Genomic DNA, 17,809 nt, shown 5'->3' with positions numbered 1-17,809 from the left:
GAGATGGGACGATGATTCAAATAACGGTAATTCAAATAGACAATTACGGACCTTGGACAGTTACTCCAAATCCAAGAAGAGAGAGCGATTTACAAGCATTACAGAGTAGATTATACGCTGATTTAAATCTGATGTTTGGATCACATAAGGGACTTGTCTTTTACACAAGATTTGACAATTTAATTGCTATAACTAACGGGATAGATCTTCTAACCCACAAGAGAATACAAGAAAGTATAAGAAATCGTTATCCTTTTACTGTTAGTATGGTTATTGCCTCTGCTGAAACACCTTACGAAGCCCAAAAATTAGCTACCAAAACACTTCAGGAATATGGAAGTGCCCAGGATGAAAATAGGAAGGAAGTTTTAGACGTTGCTAATGAGTTGGTTATGGATGGTTATGTTCAAATAGCTCACATAGATATAAATAACATCACTGGGACTTTAACAGATATTGTAAGTGCATATGACACTTATGTGAACGTTAATAGGGTTAAGTTGGCATTAATGGAAGAGTTATTAAATTACAATGCCTTAATGTTTTTTATTGGAGGAGATAACTTTATGTCTCCTTCCAATGGAATGAGTGAAGAGGATTTTATAGATATATTTAATAGAATAAATGAAAAATATGGAATCGAGTTGAAGGCAGGAATAGGGATAGGAAAAACTGCTGAGGATGCTTCAAATTTGGCAGATCTTGGATTAGAAAAAATAAGAGGAAAGGTTGTTAATAAAAACGTATGCACTTTAAGGCAGGATGATTTCTTGGAGTCAAAAATGGGTATTGGAAAGATATATCATCCACAAGTTTAAGGGGTTAAAGATGGCTGATAAAATTAATAAAATTTTAGAAATGAACAATTCAAAAAAAGTTGTTTTAGCCCCTATGGCAGGAATCACAGATGGAGAGTTTTGTAAACAGTTTAAAAACATGTTTGCCATTACAACATTGGGAGGATACAATATAGATCTCACAACATATAAGGCGGGATTAAAAATAGAGCAAAGAGGAAGAAAGGAATTTTTAATAGATTTAAATAATTTTAATGAGTATATTGTAGATCAGATAAAAAAAGCGAGGGAGAGTAATTCATTGGTATCTGTTAATGTCAGATTTTTTGATATTGAGGAAGCATATGGAAGGTTGGAGGTCATTGCAAAGCATGCAGATATTGTGGAGGTTAATTGTCATTGTAGGCAGAGGGAGATAACTTCTTTAGGGCTGGGTCAGGAGTTAATGCGAGATGTTAAAAGATTGGAGAGGTTTTTAGAAGAGATAGGTTCATTAAATGTCCCAATATTTTTAAAGATTCGTCTAAATTATATTCCAATAGATAAACTAATTAAGAATTTAGATGTAGTTAAAGATTATTTTACTGGTTTACATGTTGATTGTTTCTATCCTGGAAAACCTTATGCTGATCTCTCTTCATTAAAAATACTCTCAGATCACTTCAAAGATAAAGTAATAATTGGAAATAATTCGGTTGATTCATTAGAAAAGGCCTTAGAGATGTTAAAATATGCTGATTTTGTATCTGTTGCAAGGGCTGTTTTAAATGGGAAAATTGACTGGATAAAAGAGTTTAACAAGATGTTTTAAGTTTTAGGTTTTATTTTTTGATTTTTGCTGTTTAAGTTTTTTGAATTCAGAAGCTAACGTGTTAAACATTTCTTTGTTATCTAAGTTTTCGAAGATGGTTATTATATCATAGATTATCTTCTTACAGAGGGACTTTGAAAAGTCATCTAAGACATCCTCAACTGGCTTATTTTTATTTTTCAATATATTTTTTGCCTTTTCAAGTTCTTTTTTTCTTATATTTTCAATGTACTGCCCAAGTTCTCGCACTGCATTTTCAAATTCCATTCTATCGAGAAGTTCTTTCAACTGCTCTAACTCCTCGCAAATAATCATTTCAACCTTTGGAACTTCTTCCATTCTCTTTTTTAAATTTTCTTCTGCTACTAATTTTAGATCATCTATTGTAAATAAAAACACATCAGGAAGTTCTCTAATATCGTCAGTTGTATCTCTTGGATTTGCAATATCAATAATAACTGTCTTTCCTGCGTTTTTTAATCTTTCTTTATTTAATATTGGATGTGGAGCTCCTGTGGCTGATATTACTATATCTGCATATCTTAATGCTTCTTCTAATTTATCAAATTTTATAGCCATTCCTCCGAGTTCTTTTGCTAATCTTTCGGCTTTTTCATACGTTCTGTTTGCAACTATTATTGCCTTTATATTTTTCTCCTTTAAGGCCTTTATCACCAAATTTGCCATTTCTCCAGCTCCAATTAACAAAACATTTTTCCCGTCGAGACCAAAAACTCTTTCAGCCAATTCCACAGACGCTGATCCAATAGATACTCCTCCCTCATTTATTTTTGTTTCTAATCTGGCACGTTGACCTGTATGTATGGCTTTTAATATAATTTTTTCCAATCTTTTTGATAATTTACCTTTTTCTTTTGCTTTTAGATATGAATTCTTTAACTGTCCAAGGATCTGGTCTTCTCCAACAATCATCGACTCTAATCCAGAAGCTACTCTAAAAAGATGCTCTATTGCTTTTTCTCCAGATATTATTTCAAATTTATCTAAGTTTATGCCGATCTTTTCAAGTTCTTTTATATTTTTATACTTTTCAGCGTCGAATATCATCTCAACCCTATTACAGGTTTGCAATAAAATGGCATCGTCGAAATTTTCATAAAACTTCTCCTCATCTATCCTGAGCTTTTCCAACTCAGAGACGTTATATTTTTTATAATCTGCTTTTAATATTGTTATCATCATCTCCCTTTTAATAAATATTTTTAAATATTCATCACAATTTCCCGAATTAGTGATCGTTTAATAATTTACTTTAATATTGATTTTAATGTTCGATCTTAGAGATTAGATAATTTCCTAACAACAGGGCATCAAAATCTGCTTTTAAAAAGCTATTTATTGCATCCTTTTCAGTGCAAACTATTGGCTCTCCATGCAAATTAAATGAAGTATTTAAAACTACTGGAATATTGATTGAGTCATAAATATATCTTATCATTTCGTAGTATGTTTTGTTTGACTCTTTTTTTAATGTTTGGGGTCTTGTTGTTTTATCTACATGTATAACTCCTTCGATTTCTTTTATCTTATCCTCTTTAACTCTAAATATTTGAGTCATAAATGGAGAGTATCTTGGGTTTATTAAATAATCGTCTATAAACTCATAGAGTATTGTTGGAGCAAATGGCATAAACCAACTTCTTTTTAATTTTTTATTAATTTTTTCCTTATTTTCTTTTGTTGGTAGAGATATGATGCTTCTATTTCCCAGAGCTCTTGGACCAAATTCCATTTTTCCTCTTGATAGGCAAACGATTTTATTATCTAAGATCAAGCTTCCGATTACTTCAGGAATGTCCTTTTCTTCAACGAAATCTATCTTATAATTTTTATAATTTTTAAGTTTATTTTTTAATAATTCTAAATCTTTTTCTACTTTTTCATTCTCTATCTCATATCCAAAGTATGTATTTTTAATATTTAGATTATCTATCCTTTTATCGGCTAAGCTTGCTCCTAAACAAAGACCTTCATCTCCCATAAAAGGTGGAACAAATAAATTATATCTTTCAGCTATTTTTGAGTTTAATTTAACGTTTTGAGCTACTCCTCCAACAAATACAACATTTTCTAAGTTATATTCTTTGGATAGATCATCAATTGCCTTTAAAACAACATCCTCCAAAGTTTTCTGAGCAAATTTTGATATTCTAACCTTATCTTCAAAAGAAATATCTTTTTTATTCCCAAGTATATATCTTTTTAATGTTTTGGTGGCTTCTCCTCCTACAACGCCCAAATAGTTTTTAAATGATTTTAATTCTTTTATATAATCGATTACTGTTAATTTTAAATCATCTTTTCCTTCGTAAGAGGATAGGGACATAACTTTACCCTCATCTTCCATTGGTTTAAAACCCAAGAGTTCAGTTATTGATGCGTAAAAATCTCCAACAGAGTCGATTAAATCACTTTGGGCAATAATTTCCAAGTTATTTTTATTTGCTACGGATGCCAAAAAAGATAAACCATCCCCTCCTCCATCTATTGAGATAACTAATGTCTCTTTAAAGTTAGAGAGTTTAAATAAATATGAATGGGAGATATGGTGATAAACATAGAGAAATTTTTTATTTATTCTGTTTTGGAGGTTTTTTAAGTTTTTTATTCTTTTTCCTTTTCTAAAAACTCCTCCAATGGAGATATAATCAATATCATCGTTGGTGTTAATGTTATTTAAAATATAATTCACAGATTTTTCTGGAAAGCCCCTCTGGTTCTTTTTTCTTGTAAATCTCTCCTCGCTCATTGCAAATAAAATTTTATCTTTTTTTATTAGAGAAGAACTTGCATTATGCCCATCGTGAATACCCAAGATCATGTAAAACACCAAAAATTAATCAATTAATGATTTTCCATACTCTTTATATAACTCTTTTATCAATATACAAAGATAATCACATAAGTCATGATTCTTCAATCTCAATTGAAGATCTTGTATATTAATGTTTGGATTCCATATTTTGTTTTTTGTTTATTTTTTAATGGTAATATTAAAGTAATATTAATTAGAGTTTTAATATTTTTAATTAAGATAGTTTATTATGATACTTACAATCTTGTTTCTGGTGATGAGGATGGATCTTTTTAATTTTTATCTTTATGGTTTTGTATCTCTTTTTATCACAATAGATCCAATTGGTTTAATTCCTATAGTTCATTCCTTAATTTATCCATATCCAGAAGAACAGAGATTTAAGATTATTAAAAAGGCCATAATCTCCTCTACGATAGTGTTGTTGTTATTTGCGATATTTGGAAATTATATATTTGGTTATTTTGGAATAACGATAGATGCGTTTAGGGTTGCAGGGGGATTGTTGCTTTTTAAAATATCTTGGGACATGCTTCATGCTGAAATCCCAAAAACAAAACATAAACCTGACGAGAAATTGGATGTTAGAGATATAGACAGTGTTGTTTATGTTCCATTGGCAGTTCCATTGATCTCTGGACCCGGGGCAATAACAACAACAATGATTCTGGTTAGCAAAGCCCACACTCTCTTAGAAAAAATGGTTGTTGTATTCTCTATATTGTCTGCAATGTTTGTTTCTGCAATAATCCTTTCCCTCTCTGATTTTATAATTAGGAGGGTGAATATTTATGGAATTAATGCTTTTGTTAGGATAATGGGACTTTTATTGGCGGCAATTTCCGTTCAAATAATATTCACTGGAATCTTTGGATTTTTTAAATTATTTAAGTGATTTTAACTTTCTTTTTAGTTCTTTCATTTTTGGAGGTAGATTTTTCCATCTCCAGAATCCTCTTAAAATTTCATCTTCATCATATCCATATCTCTTTAAAGTTTCAACCCATCGATTAAATAATTCAGGATAAAGTTCTTTAACTCTTAAAAACTCAGAGTTTAAAGCAGAAGGACACATATAACATCCAATCCTTTCAAAACCTTTTTCATATAGTGGGTTGTATTCGATCTCATTGAGATATATCCAACTCCACACATCAGTGCCTTTCCAGTCGAGTATTGGGAATATGTTTGTTTGATTTGGAATAAATCTGCTTTTTCTTTCATAAGATAATTTTTCTCTTGCAAAGCTTTCAAATTTTCGAGATCCGTCTATTGTATAAACTTCTCTATATTTTTCTAAATAGTTTTTTAGAGGATTCAATTTGCAAACACTATTGCACCATCTATTCTCCTTAGTTGGGATTCCGTTTTCTTCTAATGCCTTCCAAAAATCCTTACTTTTTAAAATTGTTAAATTTAATCCGTATTTTTTAGCAAATTTTTTTACAAATTTAGTTGTTTCTTTAAATTCCAAGCCAGTATCTACAAATATAGCTTCCAAATCATCTATAATCTCATTTGCAAGTAATGTGGAAACCGAGGAATCTTTTCCACCGCTAAATGATGCGTTTATTGTAATGTTTTTCTCTTTGCATTTTTCGTTGTATTTTTTTATTATGGAAGTTGATGTTTTTTCCAATTTTTTAATTCTTTCTTTATTTTTCCTTAAATAATCTTGTATTTTCTCAAATTTAATATCGTCTTTTAATGTTAGGTCTTTTATCTTTATTGAGTTTCCTTTTTTAATTGCAACACCTACGTAGTTTCCTATTTCAACCCCCACATATTCGTTTTCTTTAAGATCTTTTATCTCTTCTATATTTTCAATTAAATTTAAAGGGACTTTTTTCCCTTTTAATCTCTTTTTTGTTGGTTTTATTTGAATTTTAGGAGGTTCAATTAAATAGTAAGATGCATAAGGATGGAATTTCCAATCCAAATTTAATAAATCAAATTCAAGTATCCCCAAGCATTTTCCATCTAAGAAGACCTTTTTTCTATAATCAAGCCCACCGATCTTTTTTAAGATTATAGCCAAATCATATGGAAGGTTTTTATTAAGTAGTTTGTTTAACACTTCTATTTCAAATTTTGATGCAAATTTGTCATCCATTGTATCCCATCCTTTTTATTCAAGTTATTTATGATCTTTTATAAACGTGAATATGCCGTATCAATTTTTTATGAATATAAACTTTATATATGCCTTTTAATTCCATATCTAAATCCACTTTTTTAGGATAGGCAAAAACGAAATAACCGCCTTTTTTAATAAAATTAGGTAATATTTTTAGAATTTCTTCAATCTCTCCTTTCTTTGCTGTTGAAATTCCATACGGAGGGTCTGTTATTATGGCATCAACTTTCTCTATTCCAACGTTTTTTAAAAGTTTATCAACGTGTTTGGCATCTAATCTTTCAATTTTAATTATTTTATCTAACAGGTTGTATTCTTCTAAGTTTATCTTTGTTCCAGACGCCATTCTCCAGTCAATATCGCATCCGATTAATTTAGCTCCAATTAACCCTGCTTCAATTAAAAATCCTCCTGTTCCACAGAAGGGATCCAAAATGATGTCATTTTCTTTAACTCTTGCCAAATTTACCATTGCCCTTGCTAATTTTGGGAGCATACAACCGGGATGAAAGTATTTTCTTAGATGTGGCCTATTTTTTTGGAAGTATTCTCTATCTCTTTTTGCCAGCATAGTTGAAACAAAAAATCTATCTTTTAAAATAACAACTCTAATTAAAACATCTGGATTCTCTAAATTTACTTTTGCATTGGTTTTTGTTTTTATAATTCTTCCGATTTCTCTTTCAATTTTTAAGGAATTAAGTTTTTTTGTAAACTCATCCTTGTGGAGTTTTAAGACCCTAACTGCAAATGATTTTGAACTATTAAGATCTTCAGAAGGTATTTCCACATTTTCCTCAAATATTGATATAAACTTATCAATCAATTTATTTTCATCTTCATATTCTTTTTCACTGAATTTGAATTCAAAGACAATTTTATGCCCTTCATCTATATACCCCCCTCTACTCACGATTTTTTTAGAGGGAGTGTTTTCAGTTATTGCATATCTTCCAACCTTCTCAATTTTTCCTTTATAGTTATAGATCTCTAAGAGTGCTTTGAGTTCTTCAATCGGAATCTCCTCGTGTTCTCCACTTAGCACATAACCTCTTCTCATTCTATACTACCTCCAAGTATCCATTTTATTTATTCCGATTTTATTTTTCTATTTTTTGATTTCTCTTTGATAAATATTTAGAAATTGCCATTAATGTTAAGATTCCAATTAAAAATGAAAAAATACCTGCTGTAAAGTCCCCTATCACTAATCCCAAGTATACTCCAAGTATACCAAGTGAGTAAATAACTGCAAGAATATAAGAATATAAAGGGTGGCAAATTATACATCTAATTAGGGCTATCATTAGAGATCTTTCTCCTTTTCCGATTCCTTGAAATAAAGATGATGTTGTTAATATTAGTGGAGTGAAGAGAAGATAAAATGGAACGATTCTTAACGCTTTAACGAGATCTTCATACATGCTCATTGAAGTTTTAGAATAGGTGAATAAATAAGCCAATATAGGAGCAAATATCATAATGCTTGCAACTATAATTATTTCTATCAAAAATCCAATTTTTAGTGTGTAGAAATACGCTGTTTTTAATTTTTCATAGTTTTTTGCTCCATAACTTGCTCCAATAACAGATATTGCCCCACTTGCTAACCCCAACATTGGAACAAACCCAATCTCTGTAATTCTTAAGGATGCAGTATATACTGCTAAATTTTCACTGTTTCCTACTATCATTATTATATAATTCATTATAAAAAATGAGATTGCCACAGTAATTTCCATAAGTGCAGTAGGAAGAGATACTCTAAGTAAGTCAAATACCACTTCAAAGTTAAATTTAAACTTAGAAAAGTCGATTTTAACATAACTCTCTTTTTTTATAAAAAGATAATAGATTAATATTAAAGTAGATAAAAATATGGATGTTAGTGTGGCATAACTTGCACCGGCAATGTTGAGATGCAGAATATAGATAAAGAGAGGATCTAATACAATGTTAGTTAAAGTTCCGATAGCACTTGCTATCATCACAATCTTTGTATTTCCCTCTCCTCTAAGAACTCCACATAACACCTCGTAGGTTGTAAATAATCCAATACCTAAAACCAATATTTTTAAATATTCAATAGCTAAGATTTTACATATTCCATAAACACCCATCAAGTCCAATATTCCAAATATATTTGGATAAACGGATATTAAGTATAATCCTCCAAAGATCAGGGCTAAGATTACGGCATGGTTTGCCACACTAATCGCTCCTTCTTTATCCTTCGCACCAATTTTACGAGCAATTCCTGAACTTGCCCCAACACCCAAACCCCAGCTAACTGCATATATGCTTATTATGATGGGAAAACTTGCCCCGATAGCGGCTAACGCATCTGCTCCAAGCCCTGAGACCCATATGCTATCTACAAAACTATAAATCGATTCCAAAAACATTGCAAAGATAATCGGCTTTGATACTTTAATAATTGCCTTCTTTGGATTTTCTAACAGCAATGTTTCAACGTTTTTCATTCAATACCACCACAAAAATAAAAAATAAAGAAGATATTGCAATAATGCAATTACAACAATACAAAAATTAGATTTTAAAAGAGATCTATGAAAGAAGAGTTCTATGAAAGTTTAGAAATTATATAAATTTTATAAAATCATAACTTCTGAAAAGTTCTGTATTTCATAATTGCATTTTTTTAGCCAAAATTTTCTTTATCTTTTTATAATCCCCCATACCTTTCCAACTACTCTCATCTTGCTTCTTTTTCATATTATCTTAGAGATGAAACATTTTAGGCATTAAAATTACAAAAAGAGGTTAAAAAGAGAATGGGGGTTTTATTTTAATAAGAGATTATTCTTCTAACAAAACATCTTTTGCTACTTCAACTCCACTATCTTTAACTTCAAAGCCAAGTTCTTTTAATGCTAATTCTACACAGGCAAGTGTTGCTAAAACTTCTTTCTCTCCACAGATACCCATATGTCCAATTCTAAATATCTTTCCAGCTAAGTGTTTCTGCCCACCAGCAACAACAATATTATATTTATTGCTTAATATACCTCTAAATTTGCTGTCTTCGATTCCTTCCGGATATTTTGCTGATGTAACTGTTACTGACCTTGCTCTCTCCTTAGCAAACAACTCTATGCCCATCGCTTCTAACGCTGCTCTTGTTGCTTTTGCTAATCTTTCATGTCTTTTAACTCTATTTTCAATTCCTTCCTCTAAAACCAAGTCCAATGCAACATTCATTGCATAGGTTAAATTAACTGATGGTGTGTATGGAGTTTGCCGCTTCTCCTCATAGTATTTTTTGTATGCTAACAGATCCAGATAGAAACCAACTTTGTCGTCATTCTTTTTAATAACTTCCCATGCCTTTTCACTAACTGTTATAGCCGATAATCCTGGTGGAGCTGCTAAACATTTCTGAGAGCCAGTGACACAAATATCTATATTGAATTTATCAACATTTACATAATCCCCTCCAAGTGATGAGACAGTATCAACTATGTATAGAGCGTTATAATCTTTAACAACTTCTCCAATCTCTTTTATTGGATTCCTTGCTCCTGTTGATGTTTCATTATGAACAACTGTAACTGCTTTAATATCATCATGTTTGTCTAATATTTCCTTAACTGCCTCTGGATCTGCCATATCTCCCCATTCAATATTTAATTTAACTGCTTCTCCTTTGTATGCATTAACAATATTTGCAAATCTCTCTCCAAAGTTTCCTGTGATAATGTTTAGAACCTTATCTCCTCTTTTTATTATGTTTGAGATTGCCATATCCATTGCTGCCGTTCCTGATCCTGTGATCAAGAATGTGTCGTTTTCAGTGATAAAGACCTTTTTTAACTTTTCAACTGTATCTTCCAACAAACTGCTGTAATCTTTTGTTCTATGACCGATAACTGGCATTGCCATTGCGTTTAAGACCTCTGGTGAAACCATTGTTGGCCCAGGAATCATTAATAATCTTTTAACCGCATCTAACTTCATAATCTCCCTCCATTTTTGATAAGATTTTAGGTTATTGATTATTAAAATGATTATTAAAAATTAAATTATTAAAAAAATTATTAAAGTTATTTATTTCCTAACTTTTTAAATACTCTTCCTCGTCCTTCAAAAACCATAGGAGGAAACCTCCTATTGGGATACCACGGATGCACTACCTCGCTGACGCTCGGCAGTGCCTATTATTTTCTACTTTTTAAGTACTCTTCCCAGTCCCTTAAGAATCTCTCTAAGCCGATGTCGGTTAGTGGATGATTGAAGAGTTTATCCATAACTGCTGGTGGTAGTGTAGCAATATCTGCTCCTATTTTAGCCGCTTCTAAAACGTGCCATGGGTGTCTTACTGAGGCAACGATAACTTCTGTTTTAATATCGTAATTTTTATATATCTTTACCACATCTTCAACCAATTTCATTCCAACATGTCCAATGTCATCCAATCTTCCTACGAAAGGAGAGACATAAGTAGCTCCTGCCTTAGCAGCCAATAGAGCTTGTAATGGGGAGAAAACTAACGTTACGTTTGTTTTTATTCCTTCTGATGATAGTATTTTGACTGCTTTCATTCCATCTTTTGTCATTGGTATCTTTATAACTATGTTGTCAGCTATTTTAGACAAGTCCCTTGCTTCTTTAACCATTCCTTCCGCATCTGTCGATATAACCTCAGCACTCACTGGACCTTCAACAATTTGGCAGATCTCTTTCACAACTTCATAGAAATCCCTTCCTTCTTTTGCTACTAATGTGGGATTTGTGGTAACTCCATCTACTAATCCAAGTTCAGCATATTTTTTAATATCTTCAACATTTGCAGTATCTAAGAAGAATTTCATCTTATCCCTCCAAAAAGTTTTTCATGTTTTTTGATGATGTTATATTATTTAATGGGGTTAAAAAGTTATCTCTTATTATTAATTTGTATATTTAGTTTTGCTGTTTTAGTGTGATAAGTAAATTTTATTAGTTTTGAGGATCAACATCAACAATACACCTATATTATTGTAATGATTTTAAGTTTTTAAATTTCCAGTTTGGTGATGAATGTGATAACTTTTGATGAGCAAGATTTTAGATGCAAATATGAATTTAAGATAAAGAATTTTATAAAGGAGGAACTTTCCAAAAACCTAATAAAGAATGATATTTTCGAATTTGATGTTGGAAGGTTTTTAATGCAATTTCCAGACGCGTGTGAGGTTAACGATATAATTGTAGAGAGACCAAAGGATGTAGAGGAAGTTATATTGGACATATTTAAAAAGGCATATATTGAGTTATTTGGAGAAGATAAAGAATTAGAAAAAATACAAATTGCATTTAAAAACCCAAAAGGTTGTGAAAAATTAATTGATGAGATTTCAGCGGAGGATATAAATAGATTAGTAAAATTTGAAGGAGTTATAGTTAAGGCAGGAAAGGTTTGTGCTTTATTAAAAAGAGCATGTTTTGTGTGTCCAAGATGTGGGAATATTAGATACAAAACAATACACAACTATTTTGAAATTCCGAAGGTGGTGTGTAATAATGGGGATTGTAAGGAAGAGATGGTTATTGACTTAGAAGAGTCATCATATATAAACATACAAGAGTTAGAGATACAACAACCAATCGACTTGATGAAAAATCCAGACGATCCTCCAAGAAGTATAAAAGTTTTTTTAGAGAATAGTACTGGAATCTATTCTGGAAGAGTTGATGTAGTTGGAACAGTTTTAAAAAAGAGAACAAAACCAAAATTACCTGTTTTTGAAATTTTTGTTAAAAGCAACTATGTTAAAATTGCTGAAAGTTATCAAAAAATAGAAGTTAGAGACATATTAGGCAATGAGGAGATAATTGAAACTTTAAATGAAATCGGAAAGAAAAAAAACGTCATAGATCTGCTTTCTGATTATCTGATCTCACAGATAAAGGGATATGAATTAGTAAAAAAGGCCATATTTTTACAACAAATAAAAGGAGCTTATAAATTTCTCCCAGACGGAACTCCTTTAAGAAGAGATAGCCATATCTTGTTAATAACAGATCCGGGAATTGGTAAATCAACCATGCTTAGAAGAATAGCAAGATTATTCCCTCAAAATGCTTATGCATCAGTAACTACTGCAACAGGAGGAGGATTAACTGCTAACGTTATTAGGGAAGCTACCGAAATCGGTGATGGATGGGTAGTTAAGCCGGGTGTCTTTGTTAGGGCTAATGAAGGAACTGCATGTATTGATGAGTTAACGGTAGATAAAAATGTTATGAAATACATATTAGAGGCGATGGAGAGTCAAACAATACACGTAAATAAAGGAGGTATTAATGTAAAGTTGCCAGCGAGATGTGCTGTATTGGCAGCTTGTAATCCAAAAAGAGGAAGATTTGATAGAAATTTAACTGTTATTGAGCAAATAGATATTCCTGCTCCACTTTTAAGTAGATTTGATTTGATATTCCCTCTTATGGATAGACCTAATAAAAAAAGCGATGAAGAAATAGCAGAACATATACTAAACACCCACATCGAAACAGCAACGAAAGATTACAGCATTCTTGGCTCAATAAACATAGATGGGATAGAGGTTGATGAAACTCTTTTAAAATATTATATAATTTATGCAAGAAGTTGTGCCTATATTGAAGAAAATCAAAATATTTACTTAGGAGAATTTGATGAGAAGAAGTTAATAATGCCACATCTGACTGAAAAGGCAAAGAACATTATAAAAAAATATTACTTAGAGATGAGAAAATTAGGAGAAGGAGATAATCCAATCCCTATAACTGCAAGACAGTTGGAGGCAGTTATAAGAATCGCTGAAATGCATGCAAAAGCTCGACTTTCTGATAAAGTTGAGAAAATCGATGCTGAAACGGCAATTGGTATAATCGATGAGTGTTTAAAACAAATCGCCTACGATCCAGAGACAGGAACATTGGACTTAGATAAAATAGCTGGAACTCCAAAATCAAGAAGAGATAAAATGGACGCTGTTTTAAATATAATAAAAGAAATAACTGCTTTAAGGGAGGATAATTTAGCTCCAGAAGAGGAGATAAAAGAAAGGGCAGAATCATATGGTCTATCAGAGAAGGATGTCAATGATGCACTGAATTATTTAAAAAAAGCTGGGGATATATTCAATCCAAGACATGGGTTTTGGGGATTGCTATAAACGTTTAAGGGATAACTATGAAAAAAAAGTTTTTAGAGAAAAAATTAAAAAAGATTGCTTACGAGAGGATAGATATATTAATGAATTTGGCCGAAGAAGAAGCAAAAAAAGGAAACTGGGAGAGGGCAAAAAGATACGTGTTTTTAGCGAGAAAAATTGCTATGAAGATGAGAATAAAATTTCCCAAGAAATGGAAGAGGAGGATATGTAAAAAATGTGGAACCTTTTTAATATATGGGAAGAACGCAAGAGTTAGAGTTAGAAGCAAAACATACCCTCACGTTGTTATAACATGCTTAAACTGTGGAGCAATTTATAGAATTCCAATGATCAGGGAGAAAAAAGAAAAAATGAAAGAAATAAAAAATAGAAATAACCAAAAGAAATAAATAAAAATAAGGTGGAAAAATGTGTGGAAAAGTTATCTTAGTAGGAGCAGGTCCGGGAGATCCTGAATTAATAACATTAAAAGGATTAAACGCCATTAAAAAGGCGGATGTTATAGTTTATGATAATTTAATATCGAAAGATCTCTTAGATTATGCAAAAGATAATGTGGAGTTAATATACGTTGGAAAAAGGAAAGGAATGCACTCTTTTAAGCAGGAAGAGATAAATAAAATATTAGTTGAGAAGGCAAAAGAAGGAAAATTAGTTGTTAGATTAAAAGGAGGAGATCCCTTTGTTTTTGGAAGAGGAGGAGAGGAGATCTTAGAATTAAAAAAACATAATATACCCTACGAGATAATTCCAGGCATAACTTCTGCAATAGCAGTTCCAGAAGTTGCAGAGATTCCAATAACTCATAGGAAAGTTGCTACCTCGTTTACTGTTGTTACCGGACATGAAGCAGAAGATAAAGAAAAAAAACAAGTTAATTTAAGCGAACTAAATGCAGACACCATAGTTATTTTAATGGGAATCACAAACTTGGAAAAATTAGTCAATGATCTATTAAAAAATCCAAAAAGAAATGAAAATACACCAGTGGCTATAATACTTGAAGGCACAACCAAAAACCAGAAAGTTATAAAAGGAACTCTTGGAAATATTGTGAATAAAGCTAAGAAGGAAGGAATTAAACCACCGGGAGTTATTGTGGTAGGAGAGGTTGTGAATGTGTTAAATTAATACATAAAATGAAAAAAATCAAATATTAAAGGGATCTGTATGAGGCATTTAATATCCATGAGAGATATAGGAAAGGAGGAGATATTAGAGATCCTTGAAGAGGCAAGAGAGATGGAAAACCTATTAAACACAAAAAAACCTTTAAAACTTTTAGAAGGGAAGATACTGGCAACTATTTTTTATGAACCATCTACAAGAACCCGGTTAAGTTTTGAAACTGCAATGAAACGACTTGGTGGAGAAGTAATCACAATGACGGATTTGAAAAGCTCTTCCGTAGCAAAAGGAGAGAGTTTAATAGACACAATTAGGGTAATTAGTGGATATGCAGACATTATCGTTTTGAGACATCCAAATGAAGGAGCTTCAAGATTAGCAAGCGAATATTCCCAAGTTCCAATTATAAACGCAGGAGATGGGAGCAACCAACACCCTACTCAAACACTTTTAGACCTTTATACAATATTAAGAGAGATCGGAAAAATAGATGGCATAAAAATTGCCTTTGTTGGGGACTTAAAGTATGGAAGGACAGTTCATTCTTTGGTCTATGCTCTCTCGCTCTTTGATAATGTGGAGATGTATTTCGTTTCTCCAAAAGAATTAAGAATGCCAAAAGATATAATTGATGATTTAAAGTCGAAAAATATAACCTTCTATGAGATAGAAGATTTAAAAGATATTGGAGATGATGTAGATGTATTATACATCACAAGAATACAAAAGGAGAGATTTCCAGACCCTAACGAGTATGAGAAAGTTAAAGGATGCTATAAAATAAAAAAGGACTATGTAATTGGAAAAAAATTTATAATAATGCATCCACTACCGAGAGTTGATGAAATTGACTATGATGTTGATAACCTACCACAAGCAAAGTATTTTAAACAAAGTTTTTATGGAATCCCTGTAAGAATGGCAATTTTAAAAAAGTTAATAGACGAAAATCAGCATGATAATGGAGGATAAAATCATGAACTCAAAATATGTGGATGCACACTGCCACATGGAAGATAAGGCCTTTAACAAAAACAGAGATGAAATTATAGAGCGATCTAAAAAACAAAATGTGGAGATAATAACAAGCGGGGCAAGTTTAGGAGGATGTTTAAGAGCATTAGATTTGAAAGACAAGTACAATATTTACATAACACTCGGGTATCATCCTTCAAAAGTTAGAGCTGATGATAAAGTAGTTAATAAAGTATACAACATAATAAAAGCTAACAAAAACAAGATACTGGGTGTAGGAGAAATAGGGATGGACATAAAAGATGAAAACTACGAAAGACAGGAAAAAATTTTTAAAAAATTTTTATCCTTAGCGGAGGAGATAAATAAACCAATAGTGGTTCACGCCAGAGGATTTGAAAAAAAGATCTTTGAGATAACGAAAAATAGAGTTGATGTGATGTTTCACTGCTATGGAGGAGATGTTGATCTGGCTAAGGAAATAGGGAAAGAAGGGCATCTCATCTCGATCTCAACTCTCGTATGCTTTTCCGAACATCATAAAGAGCTTGTAAAAAGATTGGACTTAGAGTTTTTAACAACTGAGACAGATAGTCCATATTTATCCCCAATTAGAGGAGTTAAAAACGAACCTGCAAATGTTAAACTTGTAGTAAAAGAGATCGCTAAAATAAAGGAGGAAGAAGAGGAAGAAGTTAAAAAAACCATCTATAAAAACACATGTAAATTTTTTGGAACAAGAATTTAAAAGAGAGGTAAATAATAGATAAATAAAAAAGATAGGAAAATTTTGGAGAGGATTATTCCTCCTCACCAAACGTTTTATAGAAGTCCCCATACTCAACTTGGTGATCTCTACTCATAAGCTTGTCAACAGATTTCTTCATTATCATTGCATAAATATCTATTAAATCCTTATACTTAACCTCAGGAAGTCCAGTATATACAAACAACGCTCTTTTAACCTCACTACTTTTCATTGCGTTTTCCACTAAGTAGATTGATAACGCTTCTGTTAACGGTTCAATTGGAGGATACCCCATTCCAAGAGGAACTCTCTTTTTGTAAAACCTCTTACCATACTTTAATCCAATAACCTGTGAAAATCTAAAATGCATAATCTCATCAGAAATTTTATCCATTCGTTTGAATATGTTTAGCCACCATTTTACATCTGCTTTTTCACTTGCCTCATCCAAATTATCGTTTTCATAAACGCCTAATTCATTTAAAAATATATTTTCCAATTGCAGGGAAGGGATTATTTTTATTCCCTCTTCTTTTCCTGCTTTTACAAGTTCTTCAAGTTCATCAAGAGTTCCGAACTCTCCGATGTTGGTTGATGGCTCAGGAGAGTAGATCATATCTCCATTTACCTCAGCAAACTTTTTTAAGATCTCCAAGTGTCGGTTTAGATCATCTCCCACCCTCTTTCCAAGGTGGTAGTTGTATATCTCAGCCCCACAAAGAGTGGCCTTTTCGATTGCTGAAAGGTGTGCTTTAACTCCTCTCTCAGAGGATAAGCTATAATATGGTCCATGAGCTAAAATACACGTAAAATACTCTTTACCCAAGTTTCTATAACTTTCATAGTAGCCAGCAGATAACCTTCTCGAAAGCACAGCAGGAGGGATCTCCGTTATTCTTGTTCCAAGAAGTGCTGCCTGCTTTAACGTAGATAATGCATTGTAAGTTCCCCACTCAAAAAGTATCATCAGTATCACCCAAAGTGATTTTTTACGATTTTAATTTTTAAAGTATCAATTCGCTAATTAATTCCAGGAATTAATATATCTATATTTAATACATCCATATTATTGGGGATATGAAAATATAATATATAAATGCTCATCATCAGGAGTTAAATACCACAACTGATACCAATACAAATTAAATAACTCCAAATAAATAATTTGTAAGCAGGGGTTATATAAATCTTATTAAATAATTTAAAAAATGCAATTC

The 17,809-nt window shown here is 31.7% G+C and carries 16 protein-coding genes; 8 read left to right on the top strand and 8 right to left on the bottom strand.

The features are described from left to right. Positions 1 to 11: 11 nt before the first annotated feature. Together METVU_RS07165 and METVU_RS07160 are read left to right on the top strand one after the other, a co-directional pair. Positions 12 to 818 (top strand): GTP cyclohydrolase III, encoded by an 807-nt coding sequence (locus METVU_RS07165; protein WP_015733532.1) that lies wholly within the window; start codon positions 12 to 14, stop codon positions 816 to 818. A gap of 10 nt (positions 819 to 828) precedes the next feature. Continuing rightward, positions 829 to 1,608, top strand: a complete 780-nt coding sequence (locus tag METVU_RS07160; RefSeq protein ID WP_015733531.1) for an MJ0144 family RNA dihydrouridine synthase-like protein — start codon at positions 829 to 831, stop codon at positions 1,606 to 1,608. 3 nt (positions 1,609 to 1,611) lie between these two features. Here METVU_RS07160 and hemA read toward each other — a convergent pair whose 3' ends face one another. Both hemA and METVU_RS07150 read right to left on the bottom strand, forming a co-directional pair. Further along, a complete protein-coding gene (gene hemA, locus METVU_RS07155; RefSeq protein WP_048197098.1) occupies positions 1,612 to 2,805 on the bottom strand; it encodes a glutamyl-tRNA reductase in 1,194 nt (397 codons plus the stop codon). Between the two features lie 88 nt (positions 2,806 to 2,893). Continuing rightward, positions 2,894 to 4,450 (bottom strand): carbamoyltransferase C-terminal domain-containing protein, encoded by a 1,557-nt coding sequence (locus METVU_RS07150; RefSeq protein WP_015733529.1) that lies wholly within the window; start codon positions 4,448 to 4,450, stop codon positions 2,894 to 2,896. 256 nt (positions 4,451 to 4,706) lie between these two features. Here METVU_RS07150 and METVU_RS07145 point away from each other — a divergent pair, with 256 nt between their 5' ends. After that, positions 4,707 to 5,339 (top strand): NAAT family transporter, encoded by a 633-nt coding sequence (locus tag METVU_RS07145; RefSeq protein WP_015733528.1) that lies wholly within the window; start codon positions 4,707 to 4,709, stop codon positions 5,337 to 5,339. Here METVU_RS07145 and METVU_RS07140 read toward each other — a convergent pair. From METVU_RS07140 to fsa, 5 genes are all read right to left on the bottom strand, one after another. Then, entirely contained in the window at positions 5,328 to 6,557 is a 1,230-nt protein-coding gene (locus METVU_RS07140) for a phosphoadenosine phosphosulfate reductase domain-containing protein (protein WP_015733527.1), read from the bottom strand. The genes METVU_RS07145 and METVU_RS07140 overlap by 12 nt on opposite strands. A gap of 28 nt (positions 6,558 to 6,585) precedes the next feature. Next, complete coding sequence (locus METVU_RS07135) at positions 6,586 to 7,641, bottom strand: TIGR01177 family methyltransferase (RefSeq protein ID WP_015733526.1); 1,056 nt, start codon at positions 7,639 to 7,641, stop codon at positions 6,586 to 6,588. A gap of 40 nt (positions 7,642 to 7,681) precedes the next feature. After that, positions 7,682 to 9,064 (bottom strand): MATE family efflux transporter, encoded by a 1,383-nt coding sequence (locus METVU_RS07130; protein ID WP_015733525.1) that lies wholly within the window; start codon positions 9,062 to 9,064, stop codon positions 7,682 to 7,684. Between the two features lie 337 nt (positions 9,065 to 9,401). Next, entirely contained in the window at positions 9,402 to 10,559 is a 1,158-nt protein-coding gene (locus tag METVU_RS07125; protein ID WP_015733524.1) for a pyridoxal-phosphate-dependent aminotransferase family protein, read from the bottom strand. Positions 10,560 to 10,759: 200 nt separating this feature from the next. Beyond that, positions 10,760 to 11,413: a fructose-6-phosphate aldolase gene (gene fsa, locus METVU_RS07120; protein WP_015733523.1), complete on the bottom strand. Its 654-nt coding sequence runs from the start codon at positions 11,411 to 11,413 to the stop codon at positions 10,760 to 10,762. Positions 11,414 to 11,617: 204 nt separating this feature from the next. Here fsa and METVU_RS07115 point away from each other — a divergent pair, with 204 nt between their 5' ends. The 5 genes from METVU_RS07115 to METVU_RS07095 are packed head-to-tail and all read left to right on the top strand — an operon-like array spanning position 11,618 to position 16,592. Continuing rightward, entirely contained in the window at positions 11,618 to 13,741 is a 2,124-nt protein-coding gene (locus METVU_RS07115; protein WP_015733522.1) for an ATP-binding protein, read from the top strand. Positions 13,742 to 13,752: 11 nt separating this feature from the next. Beyond that, a complete protein-coding gene (locus METVU_RS07110; protein ID WP_211204370.1) occupies positions 13,753 to 14,130 on the top strand; it encodes a ribonuclease P protein component 4 in 378 nt (125 codons plus the stop codon). A 19-nt stretch (positions 14,131 to 14,149) separates the two neighbouring features. Continuing rightward, positions 14,150 to 14,872: a uroporphyrinogen-III C-methyltransferase gene (gene cobA / locus METVU_RS07105; protein WP_015733520.1), complete on the top strand. Its 723-nt coding sequence runs from the start codon at positions 14,150 to 14,152 to the stop codon at positions 14,870 to 14,872. A gap of 39 nt (positions 14,873 to 14,911) precedes the next feature. Then, a complete protein-coding gene (gene pyrB / locus METVU_RS07100; protein WP_015733519.1) occupies positions 14,912 to 15,841 on the top strand; it encodes an aspartate carbamoyltransferase in 930 nt (309 codons plus the stop codon). Positions 15,842 to 15,845: 4 nt separating this feature from the next. Beyond that, positions 15,846 to 16,592 carry a YchF/TatD family DNA exonuclease gene (locus METVU_RS07095; RefSeq protein WP_015733518.1) on the top strand — a complete coding sequence of 249 codons (747 nt, stop codon included), beginning with the start codon at positions 15,846 to 15,848 and terminating at the stop codon, positions 16,590 to 16,592. A 52-nt stretch (positions 16,593 to 16,644) separates the two neighbouring features. Here the strand turns inward: METVU_RS07095 and METVU_RS07090 are convergent, their stop codons facing one another. Next, entirely contained in the window at positions 16,645 to 17,559 is a 915-nt protein-coding gene (locus METVU_RS07090) for an apurinic/apyrimidinic endonuclease family protein (protein ID WP_015733517.1), read from the bottom strand. Positions 17,560 to 17,809 lie beyond the last annotated feature (250 nt).

The sequence above is a fragment of the Methanocaldococcus vulcanius M7 genome, from assembly GCF_000024625.1.
GTDB classification, from domain to species: domain Archaea; phylum AGJL01; class Methanococci; order Methanococcales; family Methanocaldococcaceae; genus Methanocaldococcus; species Methanocaldococcus vulcanius.
This window is presented reverse-complemented; position numbering and strand designations above follow the sequence as displayed.